30 protein-coding genes are annotated in these 18,701 nt (G+C 40.8%); all 30 read right to left on the reverse strand.

All coding sequences use genetic code 11. The annotated features are described in order from the left end of the window. The coding region (locus Q8865_07370; protein ID MDP4153237.1) for a DNA polymerase at positions 1-1,721 on the reverse strand (1,721 nt) is incomplete at its 3' end. 99 nt (positions 1,722-1,820) lie between these two features. Beyond that, positions 1,821-2,918, reverse strand: a complete 1,098-nt coding sequence (locus tag Q8865_07375) for a zf-HC2 domain-containing protein (protein ID MDP4153238.1) — start codon at positions 2,916-2,918, stop codon at positions 1,821-1,823. Continuing rightward, the gene (locus tag Q8865_07380; protein MDP4153239.1) at positions 2,908-3,543 is read right to left on the reverse strand and encodes a sigma-70 family RNA polymerase sigma factor; all 636 of its coding nucleotides are present in this window, start codon (positions 3,541-3,543) and stop codon (positions 2,908-2,910) included. The genes Q8865_07375 and Q8865_07380 overlap by 11 nt, the downstream gene beginning before the upstream one ends. Continuing rightward, positions 3,544-4,518, reverse strand: coding sequence for a tRNA dihydrouridine synthase DusB (gene dusB / locus Q8865_07385; protein MDP4153240.1), 975 nt, complete (start codon positions 4,516-4,518; stop codon positions 3,544-3,546). A gap of 93 nt (positions 4,519-4,611) precedes the next feature. Continuing rightward, positions 4,612-4,881 carry a hypothetical protein gene (locus Q8865_07390; GenBank protein MDP4153241.1) on the reverse strand — a complete coding sequence of 90 codons (270 nt, stop codon included), beginning with the start codon at positions 4,879-4,881 and terminating at the stop codon, positions 4,612-4,614. 71 nt (positions 4,882-4,952) lie between these two features. Beyond that, positions 4,953-7,292 carry a SpoIIE family protein phosphatase gene (locus Q8865_07395; protein ID MDP4153242.1) on the reverse strand — a complete coding sequence of 780 codons (2,340 nt, stop codon included), beginning with the start codon at positions 7,290-7,292 and terminating at the stop codon, positions 4,953-4,955. A gap of 197 nt (positions 7,293-7,489) precedes the next feature. Next, the gene (rplQ, locus tag Q8865_07400) at positions 7,490-7,834 is read right to left on the reverse strand and encodes a 50S ribosomal protein L17 (GenBank protein ID MDP4153243.1); all 345 of its coding nucleotides are present in this window, start codon (positions 7,832-7,834) and stop codon (positions 7,490-7,492) included. A gap of 58 nt (positions 7,835-7,892) precedes the next feature. Continuing rightward, the gene (locus Q8865_07405; protein ID MDP4153244.1) at positions 7,893-8,843 is read right to left on the reverse strand and encodes a DNA-directed RNA polymerase subunit alpha; all 951 of its coding nucleotides are present in this window, start codon (positions 8,841-8,843) and stop codon (positions 7,893-7,895) included. Between the two features lie 78 nt (positions 8,844-8,921). Further along, entirely contained in the window at positions 8,922-9,548 is a 627-nt protein-coding gene (gene rpsD / locus Q8865_07410; GenBank protein ID MDP4153245.1) for a 30S ribosomal protein S4, read from the reverse strand. A gap of 11 nt (positions 9,549-9,559) precedes the next feature. Next, positions 9,560-9,964, reverse strand: coding sequence for a 30S ribosomal protein S11 (gene rpsK / locus Q8865_07415; GenBank protein ID MDP4153246.1), 405 nt, complete (start codon positions 9,962-9,964; stop codon positions 9,560-9,562). Positions 9,965-9,979: 15 nt separating this feature from the next. After that, the gene (gene rpsM / locus Q8865_07420) at positions 9,980-10,348 is read right to left on the reverse strand and encodes a 30S ribosomal protein S13 (protein ID MDP4153247.1); all 369 of its coding nucleotides are present in this window, start codon (positions 10,346-10,348) and stop codon (positions 9,980-9,982) included. Positions 10,349-10,377: 29 nt separating this feature from the next. Then, on the reverse strand, positions 10,378-10,491 hold the full coding sequence (gene rpmJ / locus Q8865_07425; GenBank protein ID MDP4153248.1) for a 50S ribosomal protein L36: 114 nt from the start codon (positions 10,489-10,491) through the stop codon (positions 10,378-10,380). Positions 10,492-10,504: 13 nt separating this feature from the next. Continuing rightward, positions 10,505-10,723: a translation initiation factor IF-1 gene (gene infA / locus Q8865_07430; protein ID MDP4153249.1), complete on the reverse strand. Its 219-nt coding sequence runs from the start codon at positions 10,721-10,723 to the stop codon at positions 10,505-10,507. Further along, the gene (locus Q8865_07435) at positions 10,723-11,013 is read right to left on the reverse strand and encodes a KOW domain-containing RNA-binding protein (protein MDP4153250.1); all 291 of its coding nucleotides are present in this window, start codon (positions 11,011-11,013) and stop codon (positions 10,723-10,725) included. Before Q8865_07435 ends, infA begins: the two co-directional genes overlap by 1 nt. A gap of 50 nt (positions 11,014-11,063) precedes the next feature. Next, positions 11,064-11,822 carry a type I methionyl aminopeptidase gene (gene map / locus Q8865_07440; protein MDP4153251.1) on the reverse strand — a complete coding sequence of 253 codons (759 nt, stop codon included), beginning with the start codon at positions 11,820-11,822 and terminating at the stop codon, positions 11,064-11,066. Positions 11,823-11,824: 2 nt separating this feature from the next. Next, on the reverse strand, positions 11,825-12,457 hold the full coding sequence (locus Q8865_07445) for an adenylate kinase (GenBank protein ID MDP4153252.1): 633 nt from the start codon (positions 12,455-12,457) through the stop codon (positions 11,825-11,827). Positions 12,458-12,478: 21 nt separating this feature from the next. Further along, on the reverse strand, positions 12,479-13,759 hold the full coding sequence (gene secY / locus Q8865_07450; protein MDP4153253.1) for a preprotein translocase subunit SecY: 1,281 nt from the start codon (positions 13,757-13,759) through the stop codon (positions 12,479-12,481). Next, positions 13,759-14,199 carry a 50S ribosomal protein L15 gene (gene rplO, locus Q8865_07455; protein MDP4153254.1) on the reverse strand — a complete coding sequence of 147 codons (441 nt, stop codon included), beginning with the start codon at positions 14,197-14,199 and terminating at the stop codon, positions 13,759-13,761. The genes secY and rplO overlap by 1 nt, the downstream gene beginning before the upstream one ends. Before the next feature lie 22 nt (positions 14,200-14,221). After that, the gene (gene rpmD, locus Q8865_07460) at positions 14,222-14,416 is read right to left on the reverse strand and encodes a 50S ribosomal protein L30 (GenBank protein MDP4153255.1); all 195 of its coding nucleotides are present in this window, start codon (positions 14,414-14,416) and stop codon (positions 14,222-14,224) included. Then, a complete protein-coding gene (gene rpsE, locus Q8865_07465) occupies positions 14,413-14,952 on the reverse strand; it encodes a 30S ribosomal protein S5 (protein MDP4153256.1) in 540 nt (179 codons plus the stop codon). The genes rpmD and rpsE overlap by 4 nt, the downstream gene beginning before the upstream one ends. Positions 14,953-14,975: 23 nt before the next feature. After that, complete coding sequence (gene rplR, locus Q8865_07470) at positions 14,976-15,335, reverse strand: 50S ribosomal protein L18 (protein MDP4153257.1); 360 nt, start codon at positions 15,333-15,335, stop codon at positions 14,976-14,978. Between the two features lie 18 nt (positions 15,336-15,353). Beyond that, the gene (gene rplF / locus Q8865_07475) at positions 15,354-15,905 is read right to left on the reverse strand and encodes a 50S ribosomal protein L6 (GenBank protein MDP4153258.1); all 552 of its coding nucleotides are present in this window, start codon (positions 15,903-15,905) and stop codon (positions 15,354-15,356) included. A 15-nt stretch (positions 15,906-15,920) separates the two neighbouring features. Then, positions 15,921-16,319 (reverse strand): 30S ribosomal protein S8, encoded by a 399-nt coding sequence (gene rpsH, locus Q8865_07480; GenBank protein ID MDP4153259.1) that lies wholly within the window; start codon positions 16,317-16,319, stop codon positions 15,921-15,923. A 63-nt stretch (positions 16,320-16,382) separates the two neighbouring features. Then, the gene (locus Q8865_07485) at positions 16,383-16,568 is read right to left on the reverse strand and encodes a type Z 30S ribosomal protein S14 (protein MDP4153260.1); all 186 of its coding nucleotides are present in this window, start codon (positions 16,566-16,568) and stop codon (positions 16,383-16,385) included. 16 nt (positions 16,569-16,584) lie between these two features. Continuing rightward, positions 16,585-17,124, reverse strand: coding sequence for a 50S ribosomal protein L5 (gene rplE, locus Q8865_07490; protein ID MDP4153261.1), 540 nt, complete (start codon positions 17,122-17,124; stop codon positions 16,585-16,587). 17 nt (positions 17,125-17,141) lie between these two features. Next, positions 17,142-17,459, reverse strand: a complete 318-nt coding sequence (gene rplX, locus Q8865_07495) for a 50S ribosomal protein L24 (GenBank protein ID MDP4153262.1) — start codon at positions 17,457-17,459, stop codon at positions 17,142-17,144. Between the two features lie 15 nt (positions 17,460-17,474). Then, positions 17,475-17,843 carry a 50S ribosomal protein L14 gene (gene rplN / locus Q8865_07500; protein MDP4153263.1) on the reverse strand — a complete coding sequence of 123 codons (369 nt, stop codon included), beginning with the start codon at positions 17,841-17,843 and terminating at the stop codon, positions 17,475-17,477. A gap of 17 nt (positions 17,844-17,860) precedes the next feature. Continuing rightward, positions 17,861-18,118: a 30S ribosomal protein S17 gene (rpsQ, locus tag Q8865_07505; protein MDP4153264.1), complete on the reverse strand. Its 258-nt coding sequence runs from the start codon at positions 18,116-18,118 to the stop codon at positions 17,861-17,863. 14 nt (positions 18,119-18,132) lie between these two features. Next, positions 18,133-18,333: a 50S ribosomal protein L29 gene (gene rpmC, locus Q8865_07510; protein MDP4153265.1), complete on the reverse strand. Its 201-nt coding sequence runs from the start codon at positions 18,331-18,333 to the stop codon at positions 18,133-18,135. Then, positions 18,333-18,701: 50S ribosomal protein L16 (gene rplP, locus Q8865_07515; GenBank protein ID MDP4153266.1), on the reverse strand; the 369-nt coding region annotated here is incomplete at its 5' end. The genes rpmC and rplP, both read right to left, overlap by 1 nt.

Raw genomic sequence — 18,701 nt, forward strand, 5'->3', positions numbered from 1 at the left:
ATAACCTTCAGAAAGCCATCGGCATAGGTCGAACTAAGCTTAGATATCTGACGGTATTTTAAAATAAGTTCAACAATAGGATATTGAAGCCGTAACCCCTCTAATGTGTCCGCATCGGTGCGATACCCCGTTTTTGTCTTTTTGCCCGCCGGGATTTTTAATTTCTGAAATAATATCTCTCCGAGCTGTTTTGGAGAATTGATATTGAACTCTTCGCCTGCGAGATCATAAATCAGCTTTGCGATCTCATTGCTTTCGGATTTAAGATTTTCTCCCCATGTCAGCAGAGCTTCACGGTCAAGCTTAAACCCGGTATTCTCCATATCAAATAAAACCATCGCAAGCGGCAGCTCTATATTTTTGTAAAGGTCAGACATTCCAGTCTCATCGAGTTTTTTCTGCATTGCGGAACGCATAGCGCAAAGGGCAAACGCTCTTTGTGCCGGTATATCTTCATACCCTGTTCCTACATAAGTGCTTATAAGGTCGATCAGTGAATACCCTGGTGCGGAGGGATTAAGAAGATATCCTGCAAGCAGAACATCAAATGTGCAGTTTTTCGACAGCACTTTATAGTGTTTTAGAGCATTGCAAATACTTTTTATATCAAAAACCGTTTTCTCAGCATCATTTTCAAATACTAGGCTTACCGCGTTCTCATAATCGTCGCAGAGGTTTTCTCTTAATATCGAATATATCTTTTGCCCGTCGTATACACACAGCATGTCATATGCAAAATCAATATAAATACTTTTAAACTCTCCGGCAATTCCCATTAGCTCGAACAAAGATCCGACAGTTATTATTTCCGGAATCTCCGCCTGAGCTAAATTCTGTTTTTCCTCTTTTTCAAGCTTAACGCGAAGCTTTTCGGCAAGTGTCCGGAATTCCAGTTTTGTGTATAAAGCCAAAAGAGCTTCATAATCCGGATTTTTAATAATATAATCTTCAAGGTTGATTTGGGCAGGGACATTCTTGCAAATAGTTGCAAGCTTTTTGCTCATAAATGCCATATCTCTACCTTCAACAAGCTTTTTGCGAACGCTTTCTTTTATCTCCGTACTCTCGATGTTATCATAAATCTTTTCAACAGTTCCGAATCTTTTTATAAGGTCTTTCGCGGTCTTTTCGCCAACTCCGCGAACCCCCGGAATATTGTCTGAAGTATCCCCCCATAAAGCCTTCATATCAACAATATTCGCAGGCTCAAATCCGTATTCCTGTTGGATAAGCTCAGGCGTATATCTTTTTGATTCAGCCCTTCCAAAACTTGTAGACGCAAGTACACAGACAGTTTTTTCGTTGACAAGCTGCAGATCATCTCTGTCACCTGTAAGAATAACACACTCTACGCCGTCGGTCTCACATTTTGCGGCTATAGTTCCAATAAGATCATCGGCTTCATACCCCGCAAGTTCAATTCTGGATATATCCATCTTATCTAAGATTTCTTTAAGCAGCGGCATTTGAAGAGCCAGTTCATCCGGCATGCCCTTGCGCTGGGCTTTATATTTATCATACTGTTCATGCCTGAAAGTCGGAGCGCTCAGATCAAACGCAACCACAACTCCGTCAGGCTTTTCATCATTCATTGCCTTCTCTAATATATTTATAAAACCGAATATTCCGTTCGTAAACAATCCCTCTTTAGTCGAAAGAAGGCGTATCGCATAAAATGCACGGTTGATGATGCTGTTGCCGTCAAGTACAAGAAGTTTCATAAATTCCTCCGCTGCGCGAACTTTTGTAATATTATATCATAGAATTTGAAAGAATTACAAAAAAATACGACCTGTTTAGGTCGTATTTTGATTTACTGACTATTTTTTAACGACAATTATTCCGTATGACAAAGAATTGTCTAAATCAGCATACTCCATATCTGTTAATAATGCACCTGCCTGTTCCAATTGCTTTAAATAGCCAGTTGATACCTGAAATACTGATTCTGTATCGCTCTCATAAAGAACAGTCTGTTCATGAAGACCTTTGAACACGTCTCCGCTCGGGTTTTTAAGGATTTTTGCAAATCCCTGTTTTCCGTAGTTATAAGCAGACGAAGCAGACTTTAAACTTGGGGCTGCTGTTAATGCTGTTTGACAATCTGCAGAAGCTGTTGGTGCAGCTACACCGTATGCCTCAATGTTTTCTACACCGTTTGCTGCCTCTTCCGCTGCGGCTGATTCAGTTTTATCGTCGCTCTCTTGATAAGAATTGTTTTTAGTCACATCGGGAACGTTACCATTTTGCCGTTCATTTTCTGCCGATTTTGTCTCTACTTGAGGCTGAATTTCCGTGGCATTAGTGCCAGCGTTAACATGTTCTGATGAGCTTTTATTTTCCGGCTCTGCTATCTTACTTTCCTTAGCTGATGTTTTAGGTTTAGCTGAAGCGGCGCTTTTTGTACTAGTCGCTTTTTTGGTGCTATCTTTTACTTCAGCTTTTTCTGGATTGGTAACTGTTGAATCTGGCTTTCCCGGGTTATCAGGCTTAGGTGAAGATGCAGTTGTATCATTAGTATTGTAAGAAGGCTGATTAGTCGTATTCGACTGACTTGAATAGTTGCTCATATCTGGCGTCAAAGTTTTATTATTAAACAACTTTTCGATATCTCCGTTAGTAAGTGTAATTATTATAACAGCAGCGGCAGCCGCAATAAATGCAAATGGAAGAGGCCTTTTATGTCTCTTTTTGCGTATTGCCGCTGCATTTACTTTCTGCATTATATCGTTATGCAGCGTTTCAGGCGCAGCAATTTCAGCGTCTGCAAAAGCGTTCTTCATTTTAAGAAGCATTTCATAATTCTCTTTACATTCACCGCATGACTCTAAATGCTTAAGCAGTTCTTCTTTTTCATCGTCTTGAAGCTCGTCATCTATTAGCATATTAATTTTCTCTTCATACTGTTCACAAGTCATTATGAAACACCTCCTTTTTATTATCTATGTATTTAGACTGAGTTTTGTCAAAAAAGTTCCCGCTTGCAATCAAAAGCTTCTTCAAATTGTCTCTTGCCCGCAAAAGACGTGATTTTACAGTACCCTCCTCAATTCCTGTGACTTGCGAAATCTCTTTATAAGACAATCCGTCAAATTCTCTTAATATAATTATCTCACGGTAAATATCAGGCAGCTTATCTATACACCGCCGTAAAGTTTCGTTTTGTTCGGTTTTCTCGGCCAGTTGTTCAGGATTAGGTGAAGTGTCACGGATCTCTATAGTCGTTTCATCACCGTCTATATCCTCGCGAGTCAACGACATGGTATTTTTATTTTTCTTATTCTTTCTAAGATAATCAATGCACATATTTGACGTTACGCGGAATATGTAAGTTGAAAGTGAACTTTCGCCTTTAAAAGATGGGATTGCTTTATAAAGCTTTAAAAAAACTTCTTGCGAAATGTCCATTGCATCATCGGCATTTTTGCACATATGCAGCGCCGTATTATATACTTTCCGTTCATACATTGACACAATTACAGAAAAAGCGTCGGCATCTCCCATTTTTACCCGTTCGAGCGCCGCCGCTTCAATATCATTCACCTAACACCCCTCCATTTCTGCCCTTATGACTTCATCGGCAATTTCTAAAATTTCAGTAAGTGTAGTCATTCGGTTAATCCTGTCCCTTAATGATGCGCTTCCCCTGACTCCTTTTAAATACCATGCCATATGTTTTCGCGCTTCCTGAACGCCAATGTGTTCACCTTTAAGCCCCACCAACATCGACATATGTTTCTTTGCAGTATTCATTCGTTCTGCAACAGTCGGCGGGACATAGGTTTCGTTTTTCAACGCTGCATATACTTCTCTGAAAATAAAAGGATTTCCAAGCGACCCTCGGCCTATCATTATACCGTCACAACCGGTAACCTTTTGCATATTGATTACATCTTCAGCGGAAAAAATATCGCCGTTTCCGATAACAGGAATTTTCACGGTTTCTTTGACCTGTTTTATTATTTCAAGATTAACAGATGGAGCATAATACTGTTCTCTGGATTTGCCGTGAACGGAAACTGCGCAAGCCCCTGCGGCTTCCGCAGCTTGTGCGCAAACCGGAGCATTTAAATCATTTCTATAAAAACCCGCTCTTATTTTAACGCTAACAGGAATCTCAACAGCATTACATACAGCTTTTACAATTTCATAAATAAGCTCTGGGCTTTTCATCAATGAACTGCCATCTCCGTTGTTCACAATCTTTGGAACTGGACAGCCCATATTTATGTCAATAAAGTCCGGTTTTTCCTTCTCTTCCGCCACTTTAGCCGCGTATGCCATGATCTCCGGATCACTTCCAAAAATCTGAATCCCGCAAGGCCTGTCCTCTTTTGAAAGCTGCATTAGACGGGAGGTCTTGCTGTCTTTATAATAAAGCGCTTTAGACGAAACCATTTCGCTAACTGTGATACCAGCGCCGAACTCACGGCAAATCATGCGAAATGATAGATCGCTTACCCCTGCCATCGGCGCAAGCACCAAAGGATTTTCTTTTAAAAATGTTTTATATTGCATTTGCGATTTCCTTTAAATATAGTGGATTCAGTATAACACAAAATAAAAAATAATGCCATTGAGCTTATGGCATTATTTTTACAATTTATAGTATTAAAGGAGGGATGTCGCAACAATAAAACAGGCGACGGCAGATAATATCAATATCACGGCAATAGCCAACAGCCATCTGTGTTTAGTTGACGGCCTGCCGGCATACCTTTTTATATAACTGTTTACGATTTTTCGTGCCTCTTCAGCCATATCGCTGCTTGTCATACCGCTTAAATCCGCGTTTTTGCTGACTATAAATATTGCTTCCTCAAAATATGGGCTTCCAATATCCTTAATGTGTATAGCCTGCCGATTAATGCCTCGTGTCATACAAATCCTCCATGCTAAAAGCTTGTTCATGAGTATTTTTGACAGCGTGGCAGTAAAATATACCGGTTTCTTTATTTCTTGTTAATTTTGATTTCCACAACCGTCATATCGTCGCTTTTTGTACCAATATGCCTTCTCCCGGCTTCCAGCATAATATGTGAAGAAACGCTGCTTTCTTTTTCGTCATGATATGTGCACATAATGTCTCTTAATATATCCTCGTCATCATCAGGATCAAATACTCCGTCAGAACCCATGATAATACTATCTCCACCATTTAGACGGAGCTCAGTTTTTCTGATTTCGGAACTTGCGAACATTCCTACAGGCAAAGTGCCGCTTTCAATAGTATGATATTTCTGCCCCCTGATAACAAAAGTGGGCGCTGCACCGGCCTTTATAATTTCTGCCTTTCCTGTATAAAGATCAATGGCGATCATATCAACTGTTGCAAACTCATCTCCAGCATTTCTGATACAAAAAGCTGTATTTACCATTTTCATTGCAGTTTCGGCAGAGATTCCGCTTTTTATCAGCCGCTCAAGGTATGTTGTAACAAAACTGCTTTCACTGCAAGCTTCCTCTCCGCTTCCCATTCCATCGCTTAAAATAATATAGTATTTTCCGTCATGAGTTTTAAAAGCTGCAACATGATCTCCCGATTTTTCTTCCCCTGTCTTTGCGCATGCACTTTGATTTATTTTTACTTCAAAGTGCTCTTTCTCTGTAATAAGGCAATAATAATCATCATCGCGCTTTTCAATATAAATATCGAAACCTTTTTTACCTGTTAACTTTTTTAAAAAGTCAAGAAGCGGAATATCACTTTGTTTAATATTTACAGCATTACTCAAAACCGCTTCAACAACCAACATCCTCCTTTTGTTTTCATATGAGGCAATGCTGAGTGTTTTTATTCCTAGACTTTGAAAATACTCTGCAACCTTTTCACTTATATCTGAACGTAGATTTGATGCGCAAGTGATATCACTTGACAACTCACTGAGTAAATATGAAAAACTTCTATATTGTTCTTTAAATGCTATTAACTCCTTTTCATCCTCAGACCTTTGTTTGCCCAAAGCTTTGTATTGCTCATATTCACTATTAACAGCTGTAATAAACTCCTTTAATTTCGCACATTTACATTTAAAATAATTCCCTATGTCCGAAACATCAAGCTTCTCTTTTTCTTTTAAAACCGGCACTAAGTCGTTTAATGAAGCCATGACGGAGCTATAATCTGCCCCCCAGCAAAACGCAGCCAAGCCACAGCGTCGGCACACCTTATCAGCAGCGTATGAAAATACTTCTGATATATCCTCTACGTTTATTTTTTCTTTAATACTACTGTTCGTATCGTCTATGGTGCTCATTTCATTTATAGTTTCATATGCACTCGCTAACCTGTTTTGAATAAAATCTACAGGATTTTTAGATTCTGAAAACGAATCTTCGTTAAATCTTAAAATGCTCCGCATAAACTGAGAGATATTATTGAGTACGCTGCTGCTTAATATTAAAAATATTAGACAAGCAGTAGATGCTTCCGCAAGTGAAGAAATTATTAATTGTTTATCGAAATAATAGCATAGCAAACCGAAAATAATTACAAAAGAAATTGCTGTGGCAGGTTTTTTCAACCTTCCTACCGCTCCAGCAACAAATGCTGAAAACGCAAGGGTAACTGCCATTGGCACCAACGCTGTATCCTGTGACGCATACGCTAGCCCAACAATGATACCTGTCGTGCATCCTCCCAATGCTCCTGTAGAATACGACGCTATTACTACAGTTAGTATAGCTAATATTCTTGCTGGTGCAATTCCGTATAAAGAAATTTGTGAAGCTGATAAGAGTGCAATGCCAGAACCAATAATAATAGATATTTTTATATAATTATCTGTTAGAACGCTATCTTTTAATTTTTTAAGCCCTGATATAATATATTTAAACAGTCTAACTGATGCAAAACATAAAACTGCTTCAATAAAGATCAGTAAATAGTCTGTGATCCCCCCTAACCTGCCAATCATACTTGCAAGCGCCGTTGTAAGGTATACAGCAGTTGCCAGTGATTCGCTAAACAGCTTAAATTCAGATATGTCTTTACTTGATTTAAATAACAGGCGCGCACCCAGTACAACCAGTGATGCAGAAATAAACTGTATGCTGACAGGATCATATGTAATACTGACCATACCTAATACTACACCGCACATAGTCAAATATCCGGGTAACGTAAGTGGAAGAGCTGCGGCAAGAGAAATACCGAGCGGCATATATTGCCCAAATAAAGAAAACCTTGAAATAAAAAAGGCGCAAATGAAAGAGCTTGTCCATTTAATGGCCAAAACTTCCCATCTTTCTGTTTCATAAGAATCTGCATATTTAAACTTAACCCGCTGCATAATTCGCCTCCAGCTTACATATAATGGTAATTTATATTGTATTTCAGTGCATTTAAAAAAATTGTCATATTAATGTAATCAATAAATTTTTTATATGACATAAATTATTAATTTATTATTTTTAAATATAATTACCCTTATATTTAAACAAAAAACTCCCGTAAGCAACTTACGGGAGTTTTTTGTTTAAATATATTTTATTTTACAAGTTCTAAAATAGCCATAGGCGCTGAGTCACCAAGTCGGGGACCAGTTTTGATTATCCTGGTATATCCGCCCTTACGCTCTGCATATTTAGGACCTATTTCGTCAAACAGTTTTTTAACTACATCCTCTTTAGTAATAAAGCTCATTGCCTGACGTTTATTATGAAGTGTGTTCTCCTTGCCGAGCGTAATCATTTTTTCAGCGATAGAACTTACTTCCTTTGCTCTTGTAACAGTGGTCTCAATTCTTCCGGTTTCAAGGAAGAAAGTCACCATTCCACGAAGCATCGCTCTTCTATGATCGGTGGGAACACCAAGTTTACGGGTTCCGGGCATAATGGTACCTCCTATCTGATCTTGATATTAACATCCGTATCTATCGAAAAAACTTCGATTAATCCTCGTCCTTTTTAAGACCGAGGCCTAAGCTTTCCAATTTGCCGATGACTTCCTCCAGTGATTTGCGACCAAGGTTTCTGACCTTCATCATATCTTCTTCCGTTCTCTGGATAATATCTTCGACAGTGTTGATTCCAGCTCTCTTTAGGCAATTGAATGAGCGGACGGATAGATCCAATTCTTCGATTGTCATTTCGAGCACTTTTTCCTTTTTTGTCTCTTCTTTCTCGAAGAGTACTTCTGCCGTCATTGCCTCGTCTGAAAGTTCAATAAACAAGCTTAAATGCTCACTCATTATCTTTGCCGCAAGAGAAAGCGCAGATGTTGCGTCAATCGTCTTGTTTGTCCAAAGTTCAAGTGTAAGCTTATCAAAATTAAGTGACTGTCCAACACGGGTAGGCTCAACAGTATAGTTGACTTTCATAACAGGCGTATAGATGGAATCTACTGCAATAACTCCGATAACAGTTTGATCCTGCTGCTTATTGCGCTCAGATGATACATAACCTCTGCCACGGTTCAGCGTAATCTCCATGCGCAGCTTACCCTCTGGATTAAGGTAAGCAATATGAAGGTCGGGATTGATAATCTCAACTTCACTATCGCATTTTATATCAGCTGCCGTAACTTCTTGTTCACCTTCAGCCTCAATATAGACTACTTTTGGACCATCGGAATGCAGTTTTACGATGAGCTGTTTAATATTTAAAACGAGCTCAGTAACATCTTCTTTTACCCCGGGTATGGTAGAAAATTCATGCAAAACACCGTCAATCTTAATAGACGTTGCAGCGTAACCCGGTAACGACGAAAGAAGTATTCTACGCAGAGAGTTCCCAAGTGTTGTGCCATAGCCTTTTTCCAAAGGTTCAATAACAAAACGGCCATAGGAACCGTCATCTGCAACCTCGGCGATTTCAAGTTTAGGCTTTTCTATTTCAATCATACTGACCCTCCTTATTTTAATCTTGCCGGCATATATACCGACGTAAATACAATAAACCTTACGAGGGTAATCTTCCTGTTATTTAGAATACAGCTCGACAATCAGATGCTCTGAAACATCAAAGTCAATTTCGTCTCTCGTTGGAAGGTTAAGAACCTTTCCCTGCATTGTGTTGCGATCAATATCAAGCCACTTCGGAATAGGTCTATTGGAGTTAACATCAATTATTGTTTTAATTTTCTCAGAATCACGGCTCTTGTCTTTGATTGTGATAACATCACCCTCTTTTAATAAATAAGAAGGAATGTTAACCTTTTCTCCATTAACAGTAAAATGTCCATGAAGGATGAGCTGACGTGCCTCTGGTCTAGACATAGCAAGTCCAAGCCTGTAAACAACGTTATCTATTCTGCTTTCCAAAATCTGAAGCAGATTGTCACCTGTTACGCCTGGCTTTTTCTCTGCCATATCGAAATATTTCTCAAATTGTTTTTCTAAAACGCCGTAATATCTTCTTGCCTTTTGCTTTTCTCTCAGCTGGATGCCGTATTCAGACGGCTTCTTTCTGCTCTTGCCATGTTGTCCCGGTGCGAAAGAACGTCTTGTTACTGCGCACTTAGGACCATAGCATCTGTCACCCTTCAAGAACAGCTTCTGACCTTCTCTTCTGCAGAGACGGCAAACAGCATCTGTGTATCTTGCCATATGAAACCTCCTTATACTCTTCTTCTTTTAGGCGGCCTGCAGCCATTGTGCGGGATTGGAGTAACATCCTTAATCATGCTAACCTCAAGACCCGCTGCTTGCAGCGCTCTGATTGCAGCCTCACGACCTGCGCCAGGACCTTTAACATAAACTTCAACTGATTTAAGTCCATGCTCCATTGCAGCTTTTGCAGCTGATTCAGCAGCAGATTGAGCCGCATATGGTGTTGATTTTCTAGAGCCACGGAAACCAAGACCGCCTGAGCTAGCCCAAGATAATGCGTTTCCGTTTACATCAGTAATAGTTACAATTGTGTTATTGAAGGTGGAGCTAATATGTGCCGCACCCTTTTCAATGTTCTTTTTCTCACGGCGTTTTCTTGTAGCAACGCCTTTTTTAACATTCGCTTTTGCCATTACACATATCCCTCCTTACTTCTTCTTATTAGCTATCGTCTTCTTAGGACCTTTTCTTGTTCTCGCATTTGTTTTTGAGCGTTGACCTCTTACAGGTAAGCCTTTTCTATGTCTTATGCCTCTGTAACAACCGATTTCTGTAAGCCGTTTTATGTCAAGTGCTCTTTCACGACGAAGGTCGCCCTCAACGGTAAAGTTTTTATCAATACAATCACGTATCTTAGCTACTTCATCTTCTGTAAGATCTTTAACTCGGGTATCTGGATTTATACCTGTTTCATCAAGAATTTTTCTTGATAGTTGCACACCTATGCCGAATATATAGGTAAGTCCGATTTCAACTCTTTTATCTCTCGGTAAGTCTACACCAGAAATTCTCGCCATTATAACACCTCCGTTTTATAGAATTTGTATTAGCCCTGTTTCTGTTTATGCTTTGGGTTTTCGCAAATCACCATAACGTTACCGTGTCTTTTGATGATTTTGCATTTTTCGCAAATCTTTTTAACACTTGGTCTGACTTTCATCTATTTTTCCTCCTTATTTACCACGCCAGGTGATACGTCCCCTACTCGGATCATAGGTGGAAATTTCCACAGTTACCTTATCACCGGGCAGTATGCGGATAAAATTCATCCTGAGCTTGCCGGAAATATGGGCAAGTATCTTGTGCCCGTTCTCAAGCTCTACACTGAACACGGCATTTGGAAGTGTTTCCACTACCCTGCCTTCCAGTTCAAAAACATCCTCTTTAGACACTATATCCCCTCCTGTTCGTCTTCAAGAGCCGCGCTAAGTCTTTCAAGCGATCTGCGGATGTCGGTGTTGGTGACAGATTCGCCCTGTCGAAGCCTGTCGCGCAAGCGCATATCTACGGTAATGCAGCGCTCAACATGCTTAACATTCTTTTTTTTAGGTCTGTCAGTTTTGCGTTGCTTTCCGTCTGCGATCAGCGCGAATCTGCCATCACATTGCAGTACGTAAAATAATAAATCCTTATCTCGTCCCTGCTGTGATCGTACAACATCGCCTTTCTCAATGTCGTTCATTGATAACCTCCATAGGCACTGCTATAAAGCAGTATACCCGTTTTAATTCATCATTCATCCGAACGCTTCGTTAAAATTTCGGGCTCTCCGTCGGTTATTAGTACGGTGTGCTCATAGTGTGCTGAGAGTTTCCCATCAACTGTAAATACAGTCCAATCATTATCAGAGACCTTTACATCTGGGATTCCCTCATTGATCATTGGTTCAATCGCTATAGTCATGCCTTTTTCAAGGCGTGCTCCTCTTCCCGCAGTTCCAAAGTTTGGGACCTCAGGTTCCTCGTGCAACTCTCGCCCAACGCCGTGACCTACAAAATCACGAACTATCGTATATCCAAAACCAGTGGCATAGCGTTCTATCGCAGCACCTATGTCACCAATTCGATATCCTGGTCGTGCATACTTAAGGCCCTCATAAAAACTTTCTTGTGTTACCTTAACCAGTTTTGCGGCATTATCAGCCACATGACCCACAAAGAATGTTTTCGTGCTGTCTCCGTGAAAACCATTGTAACATGCGCCAGCATCTATCGATACAATATCGCCCTCTAAAAGGTGACGGCGTTTTGAGGGAATGCCGTGAATAACTTCATCGTTTACCGAAATACAAGCTGAGGCAGGAAAACCGTAAAGCTTTAAAAAGGAAGGGCGCGCACCACAGCGTATCATATAATCATGAATTATTTTGTCAAGATCAGCTGTTGTAACGCCGGGTGCAATATGCTCTCCCGCCTTTTCAATAGCCTCAGCGGTAATCCGACCCGCTATTCTCATTTGTTCAATTTCATTGTCACTTTTAATAATAATCATATCTAACCTTCAAGTGCCTTCAATACCTCACGCGATGTATCGGAAACTTCTTCCTGTCCAACCACTATTCTTAATATGCCCTTATCTAAATAATATTCCTTTAGCGGTTCTGTAAGTTCGTGGTAGACCTCTAAACGTTTCATAAATGTTTCAGGTTTATCGTCATCGCGTATAATAAGCGGCTGATTGTCATTGTTACATAAACCATCCTGTTTCGGGGGGTTGTACTCAATGTGATAGGTTGCGCCGCATAAAAGGCATACGCGCCTGCCGGAAAGACGTTTTGCAATCTCTTCGTCTGGGACTTCAAGACTTATCACTCGGTCTATTGCAACTCCCATCTTGTCAAGGACTTCTGCTTGAGAGAGCGAACGGGGAAAACCATCCAAAATAAAGCCGTTTTTACAGTCAAAATGTGAGAGACGCTCTTTCAATATTTCAACCACGACATCATCTGGAACAAGACCGCCTTGTTTAATATAAACTTCAGCTGTCTTTCCCTGTTCAGTTCCCTCTGCAATTGCTGCCCTTAACATGTTTCCGGTAGAAATTACCGGAATTCCGAGTTTTTCGCTAAGCACTTCCGCCTGTGTTCCTTTTCCGGCGCCCGGTGCCCCAAGCAATACAAGTTTCATATTATCACCTGTTTCATGGGATTATTCCAAGAAGCCTTTATAGTGTCTCATAAGGATCTGAGACTCTATTTGTTTAACTGTTTCAAGAGCAACACCAACAACGATGAGGATTGATGTTCCGCTTAATGCAAGATTAACAGTAGGAACAGCTAAAGTAAACATAATAGGAAGAATAGCTATAACTCCGAGGAATAAAGCGCCCATTAAAGTAATCTTGTTGAGAATGTTCATAACAAAGTCAGCAGATGGCTTTCCGGGACGAATTCCGGGAATAAATCCACCATTTTTCTTTATATTGTTAGTCATTTCAATTGGATTGTACTGTGTAGCTGCATAGAAATAACTGAAGAAAATGATAAGCAGCAAGTACAATACTGCATATAACGGAGAACGATAGCTAATTGAATTTAATACATGCGCCCAGAACGTCCCAGCTTTAGGCTGAGGAAGAAATGCCGCGATAGTACTAGGAAGCATAAGAATTGATGATGCAAAGATTATCGGCATAACTCCGCTCATATTAACCTTAAGGGGTAAATATGTGTTTTGTCCACCGTAAACTTTTCTTCCTACAACTCTCTTAGCATATTGGATCGGAATACGACGTTCTGAATCTGTTATAAATACAATGAAACCGACAACAACAATAAATATCAGAGCTATTACAATTGCAGCAAACCAGTTAAGTGTTCCAGATCTTACAGCTTCAATAGAACTGATTATCGTAGCAGGCAGTCTGGCTACTATACCGGCGAACAATATAATAGATATACCGTTGCCAACGCCTTTATCATTGATTTGCTCACCAAGCCACATGATAAAAGCAGAACCAGCTGTAAATGTTGCAAGGATAACGACTGCGGTATAATAACCATCGTTTTTAACAGCGCCGTTATTTGCAAGCAGCCTATAATAGCCGAAACCGGTTATAAGTGCTATTGCTATTGTGGTATAACGAGTATACTGTGCAATTTTCTTTCTGCCCTCGTCACCGCTCTTCTGCAATCTTTCAAGAGCAGGAATACCAATCGTCAGCAGCTGGATTATGATTGATGAGTTAATGTACGGCGTGATAGATAGTGCAAATATCGTAGCCTTAGAGAAAGATCCGCCGGTCAACATATCAAAATATCCAAACATGGTGTTGGAGTTGTTATTTAAAAAGTTTTTGATAAGGCTGGGGTCAAGAAAAGGAACAGGAATAGCCGATCCAATTCTGAATATTATGATGATAAAAACGGTGAAGAGCATTTTTTTGCGTAAGTCACCGATTTTCCAAGCATTACTCAATGTTTTAAACATTAGAGCACCTCAACCTTCCCGCCGGCTGTTTCAATTTTCTTTGCTGCTGCTGCTGACACTTTCGCAACTTTTACCGTTACCTTTTTTGTCAGCTCTCCGTCGGCAAGAACTTTAACGCCGTCATACGCTTTGTTAATTACACCTGCCTCTATTAATTCATTAGCAGATATAACCGCACCGTCATCAAATTTATTTAAATCGGAAACTTTTACAACTGCGTATTTCTTTGCAAAAATATTTTTGAATCCACGTTTAGGAATTCTTCTCTGAAGTGGCATCTGACCGCCTTCAAATCCTGGTCTTACGCCGCCTCCCGAGCGTGCTTTCTGGCCTTTATGGCCTCGACCTGCTGTTTTACCGTTTCCAGTTCCGGTTCCTCTACCTTTTCTTTTACCTTCAGTAACAGAACCCTCAGCAGGAGATAATTCATTCAGTTTCATGGCTAAAGCACCTCCTTATTTTTTACTTAACTTCGCTAACTTCCAGTAAAAAGCTGATTTTAGCGATTTTGCCTTTTGTTGCCTCATTGTCGGGCTGAACTGTCACATCTCCGGGCTTTTTAAGGCCGAGAGAAAATGCAGTTGCCTTTTGATCCTCAAGTCTGCCATTTAACGATTTAGCAAGTTTTATCTGAAGTTTTTTATCAGTCTTTGTCATACTTCTGCAACCTCCTGTGAAGCAACAGACTCATCCGCAGTACGGGTATCTAATCTAAGTCCGCGTATAGCAGCGACCTCTTTCGCTGTTCTAAGAGCTCTGAGGCCTTCCATTGTAGCCTGAACTACATTCTGCTGATTATTGCTTCTAAGAGATTTTGTTCTAATATCAGATATACCTGCAAGCTCAACAACAGCGCGGACTGCGCCGCCTGCAATAACACCGGTACCAGGTGCAGCGGGTTTCATTAAAACTCTTGCCGCTCCAAATGTGCCGATGATCTCATGAGGAATCGTCGTACCTTTCAGAGATACATTTATAACATGTTTCTTTGCATCTTCGATACCCTTTCTGATGGCATCGGGAACCTCGGAAGCCTTACCGAGTCCGCAACCTACATGACCGTTTTCGTCACCGACAACGACCAGTGCAGCAAACTTAAATATTCTGCCGCCCTTAACGGTTTTGGAAACACGGTTGATGGCAACTACTTTTTCCTTCAAGTCAAGGGTAGATGCATCTATTTTTCCTTGCATATTTACCTCCAGTTAAACTTAAATTAGAATTTCAAGCCGCCTTCACGCGCACCTTCCGCAACCTCTTTGACTCTGCCGTGATATAGATAGCCACCGCGGTCAAATACCACATCTGTGATACCTTTATCAATAGCTGCCTTAGCAACAGCAAGTCCAACTTTCTTTGCGGCATCTTTATTTCCGCCGTATGTGCCGAAATCCTTTGCAAGGCTGGAGGCTTGAGCCAAAGTAACGCCGTTAACGTCATCAATGACCTGGCAGTAAATGTTCTTAAGCGAACGGTATATTGCAAGACGCGGTCTCTCAGCAGTGCCTGTGACCTTTGCCCTAATTCTTGCATGTCTTTTCTTACGGGCAGTATTTGAATCTTTCTTCTGAACCATTTGACTTTACCTCCTTCTTTATTTCTTAGCACCCTTGCCGGCTTTACCCTCTTTTCTGCGGATAACTTCTGCGGCATATTTAATTCCCTTACCCTTATAAGGCTCAGGTGGTCTTTTTCCTCTGACTTCTGCTGCAAACTGGCCAACAGCCTGTTTGTCAGGGCCAGATATAATAATCTTATTCGGCTGGGGAACGTCTATCGTAATACCTGGTATCTCGTCAACAATGACCTGATGAGAATATCCGAGATTCATTACTAATTGCTTTCCCTGTTTTGCTGCTCTGTAACCAACACCGTTCACCTCAAGCTCTTTAGAAAAGCCTTTGGTAACGCCAAGAACCATATTATTTATAAGAGTTCTCGTAAGGCCATGCAACGATTTGTAAAGTTTATCTTCTGACGGTCTGTCAACATGGATAATATTATCGTCCATTTTAATCAGCATGTCAGGATGCATTGTTTGAACTAATGTACCTTTCGGTCCCTTTACTGTAATTTCATTTCCGGGTGCAATCTTCACATCAACGCCCGCTGGAACCGTAATAGCCATTCTTCCGATACGTGACATTCTGTTACACCTCCGTTACCACACATATGCAAGAACTTCTCCGCCGACGTTGGCTGATCTAGCCAATTTATCGGTCATAACGCCCTTGCTGGTGGATATAATAGCGACTCCAAGACCTCTCATAACGCGAGGCATGTCTTCGCAGTTGGAATATACGCGCAAACCGGGTTTCGAAACCCTTCTTAGACCTGTAATAACCGGTGTCTTGTTAGCACCGTATTTAAGAGTGATGCGGATGGTGCCCTGCGCGTTCTCATCAATTATTTCGAACTTCTTTATATAGCCTTCTTCCAGCAGAATTTCTGCAATTCTCTTTTTGAGATTGGAAGCCGGAATATCAACCGTATCATGCTTTGCCGAATTTGCATTGCGGATGCGGGTAAGCATATCTGCTATTGCATCGGTAATTTGCATATTCGTATTACCTCCTTATTCTGGGCATTAAAAGCCCTGATAATGCTGTTATATATTTTCCGATTACCATGAAGCCTTTTTAATGCCTGGAATTTGTCCTTTATATGCAAGCTCTCTGAAACATATGCGGCAAACTCCGTATTTTCTTAGATAAGCATGCGGCCTTCCGCAAATTTTGCAACGATTATAGGCTCTGGTAGAAAACTTGGCCTGTCTTTGCTGTTTCAGTTTCATTGCCGTTTTTGCCAAAATCAAACACCTCCCATTAACCTGCGAACGGTGCACCCATAAGGGACAGCAGTTCACGAGCTTCTTCATCTGTATTTGCAGTTGTTACGAAGATAATATCCATACCTCTGATTTTGTCAATCTTGTCGTATTCAATTTCAGGGAAAATAAGCTGCTCTTTTAAACCAAGCGCATAATTTCCTCTGCCATCAAAGGCGTTAGGATTGATGCCGTGAAAGTCACGAACTCGTGGAAGAGCAACACTGAATAATCTGTCAAGGAATTCATACATACGCTCGCCGCGAAGTGTAACCTTGACGCCAAGGTTCATGCCAGCTCTAACTTTAAAGTTTGCGACTGATTTTTTCGCTTTTGTTGCGACCGGCTGCTGTCCAGTAATTTTTCTTAAATCCTCTATTGCGGAATCGATAACTTTCGAGTTTTCCTTAGCTTCGCCGCATCCAACATTCAATACGATCTTTTCAAGTTTCGGTATTTGCATAGGACTTTTATAAGAAAACTTTTTCATTAAGGCCGGAGCGACATCTTTAATGTATAAGTCTTTCAAACGTGCCATAACTATATCCCTCCTCCTTAAAATTCTTCGCCGCAGTGCTTGCAGACTCTAACGTAGGAACCGTCTTCAATCTGTCGTTTAGCAACTCTGGTCGGCTCGCCGCATTTGTCGCAGAAAAGCATTACTTTTGATGCATACATTGCGCCTTCTGCTTTGATTATTCCGCCCTGTTCGCCCTGCTTGCGGGGTTTAACATGCTTAGTCACTATGTTTCTGCCCTCGACGATAACTTTGCCCTCTTTAGGGCTTACCATAACGACTTTGCCTTTTTTGCCTTTATCTTTTCCGGAGATAATAATAACAGTATCTCCTTTTCTTACGTGTACTTTATTCATAATTGTCTATCCTCCTTACAATACTTCGGGAGCAAGCGACAATATCTTCATATAGTCCTTATCTCTAAGTTCCCTAGCCACCGGCCCAAAAATACGTGTGCCGCGGGGCGTTTTATCATCTCTAATGATAACAGCAGCATTCTCATCAAATCTAATGTAAGAACCATCTGCGCGTTTCTTGCCTTTTACCGAACGTACAATAACGCATTTGACAACTTCGCCTTTTTTTACAACGCCGCCGGGTGTAGCTTTTTTAACGGAAGCTACCACTACGTCGCCGATATTAGCATACTTTCTCCCTGTGCCGCCTAATACCTTAATACAGTACAGTTCTTTTGCGCCGGTATTGTCAGCGACTTTCAGGAGTGTTTGCATCTGAATCATGCGGTTTTCCTCCTCTGTTATTTCGCCTTTTCGATAATGCTGACAAGTCTCCACCTTTTATCCTTAGATAATGGGCGGGTTTCCATAACCAGCACCTTATCGCCAACAGCGCATTCATTTTTCTCATCGTGTGCTTTGAGTTTATAAGTTCTCTTTACAATTTTCTTATAAAGAGGATGTTGAACTCTATTCTCAATGGCTACAACAATGGTTTTATCCATTTTGTCACTAACCACTTTCCCAATTCTGGTCTTTCTATCAGCTCTTTCGCTCATCGCTTATTCCCTCCTTACTGCGCATTCTTAAGTTCATTTTCTTTAAGAACCGTAAGAATTCTCGCAATGGATTTCCTTACATCAACAATCCTTTGAGGATTGTCTAATTGCTTTATTGCGTTTTGAAATCTTAAGTTCATAAGCTCGCTTTTAAGATCCTTCAGCTTAGCATTTATCTCATCTGGGGTCAAATCCCTGATTTCCTTGATGTTCATTATGCCTCACCTTCCGTTTCTTCTTCGCGCTTAATAAATTTGCACTTAATCGGTAATTTATGAGCCGCAAGACGCATAGCCTCACGTGCTGACTCTTCGCTCACGCCGCTCATTTCAAAAAGAATTCTGCCTGGTTTTACAACCGCGACCCAGTATTCAGGTGAACCTTTACCGGAACCCATTCGAGTTTCAGCAGGCTTTTCCGTAACCGGTTTGTCAGGAAATATTTTAATGAAAACCTGACCGCCTCTTTTAATATATCTTGTAAGCGCGATACGTGCAGCTTCTATCTGATTGCTTTTAATCCATGCCGGCTGGAGCGCAACTAATCCGTACTGACCGTAAGTGACAGTATTGCCCTTGTTGGC

The sequence above is a fragment of the Bacillota bacterium genome (assembly GCA_030705925.1).
GTDB lineage: Bacteria > Bacillota > Clostridia > Oscillospirales > Feifaniaceae > JAUZPM01.

What these genes read in the sequence shown, in the direction of transcription:
- Q8865_07375 (MDP4153238.1), bottom strand. Translation starts at nt 2,918, where the DNA reads ATGACTTGTGAACAGTATGAAGAGAAAATTAATATGCTAATAGATGAC.
- dusB (MDP4153240.1), bottom strand. Translation starts at nt 4,518, where the DNA reads ATGCAATATAAAACATTTTTAAAAGAAAATCCTTTGGTGCTTGCGCCG.
- Q8865_07390 (MDP4153241.1), bottom strand. Translation starts at nt 4,881, where the DNA reads ATGACACGAGGCATTAATCGGCAGGCTATACACATTAAGGATATTGGA.
- Q8865_07395 (MDP4153242.1), bottom strand. Translation starts at nt 7,292, where the DNA reads ATGCAGCGGGTTAAGTTTAAATATGCAGATTCTTATGAAACAGAAAGA.
- rplQ (MDP4153243.1), bottom strand. Translation starts at nt 7,834, where the DNA reads ATGCCCGGAACCCGTAAACTTGGTGTTCCCACCGATCATAGAAGAGCG.
- Q8865_07405 (MDP4153244.1), bottom strand. Translation starts at nt 8,843, where the DNA reads ATGATTGAAATAGAAAAGCCTAAACTTGAAATCGCCGAGGTTGCAGAT.
- rpsD (MDP4153245.1), bottom strand. Translation starts at nt 9,548, where the DNA reads ATGGCAAGATACACAGATGCTGTTTGCCGTCTCTGCAGAAGAGAAGGT.
- rpsK (MDP4153246.1), bottom strand. Translation starts at nt 9,964, where the DNA reads ATGGCAAAAGCGAATGTTAAAAAAGGCGTTGCTACAAGAAAACGCCGT.
- rpsM (MDP4153247.1), bottom strand. Translation starts at nt 10,348, where the DNA reads ATGGCGAGAATTTCTGGTGTAGACTTACCGAGAGATAAAAGAGTTGAA.
- rpmJ (MDP4153248.1), bottom strand. Translation starts at nt 10,491, where the DNA reads ATGAAAGTCAGACCAAGTGTTAAAAAGATTTGCGAAAAATGCAAAATC.
- Q8865_07435 (MDP4153250.1), bottom strand. Translation starts at nt 11,013, where the DNA reads ATGAACGACATTGAGAAAGGCGATGTTGTACGATCACAGCAGGGACGA.
- map (MDP4153251.1), bottom strand. Translation starts at nt 11,822, where the DNA reads ATGATTATTATTAAAAGTGACAATGAAATTGAACAAATGAGAATAGCG.
- Q8865_07445 (MDP4153252.1), bottom strand. Translation starts at nt 12,457, where the DNA reads ATGAAACTTGTATTGCTTGGGGCACCGGGCGCCGGAAAAGGAACACAG.
- secY (MDP4153253.1), bottom strand. Translation starts at nt 13,759, where the DNA reads ATGTTTAAAACATTGAGTAATGCTTGGAAAATCGGTGACTTACGCAAA.
- rplO (MDP4153254.1), bottom strand. Translation starts at nt 14,199, where the DNA reads ATGAAACTGAATGAATTATCTCCTGCTGAGGGTTCTGTTACTGAAGGT.
- rpmD (MDP4153255.1), bottom strand. Translation starts at nt 14,416, where the DNA reads ATGACAAAGACTGATAAAAAACTTCAGATAAAACTTGCTAAATCGTTA.
- rpsE (MDP4153256.1), bottom strand. Translation starts at nt 14,952, where the DNA reads ATGCAAGGAAAAATAGATGCATCTACCCTTGACTTGAAGGAAAAAGTA.
- rplR (MDP4153257.1), bottom strand. Translation starts at nt 15,335, where the DNA reads ATGGTTCAGAAGAAAGATTCAAATACTGCCCGTAAGAAAAGACATGCA.
- rplF (MDP4153258.1), bottom strand. Translation starts at nt 15,905, where the DNA reads ATGTCACGTATCGGAAGAATGGCTATTACGGTTCCAGCGGGCGTTGAT.
- rpsH (MDP4153259.1), bottom strand. Translation starts at nt 16,319, where the DNA reads ATGCAAATTACCGATGCAATAGCAGATATGCTTACCCGCATCCGCAAT.
- rplE (MDP4153261.1), bottom strand. Translation starts at nt 17,124, where the DNA reads ATGGCACGTTTGAAAGACTTATACATTAAAGATGTCGCTCCGGCCTTA.
- rplX (MDP4153262.1), bottom strand. Translation starts at nt 17,459, where the DNA reads ATGAATAAAGTACACGTAAGAAAAGGAGATACTGTTATTATTATCTCC.
- rplN (MDP4153263.1), bottom strand. Translation starts at nt 17,843, where the DNA reads ATGATTCAGATGCAAACACTCCTGAAAGTCGCTGACAATACCGGCGCA.
- rpsQ (MDP4153264.1), bottom strand. Translation starts at nt 18,118, where the DNA reads ATGAGCGAAAGAGCTGATAGAAAGACCAGAATTGGGAAAGTGGTTAGT.
- rpmC (MDP4153265.1), bottom strand. Translation starts at nt 18,333, where the DNA reads ATGAACATCAAGGAAATCAGGGATTTGACCCCAGATGAGATAAATGCT.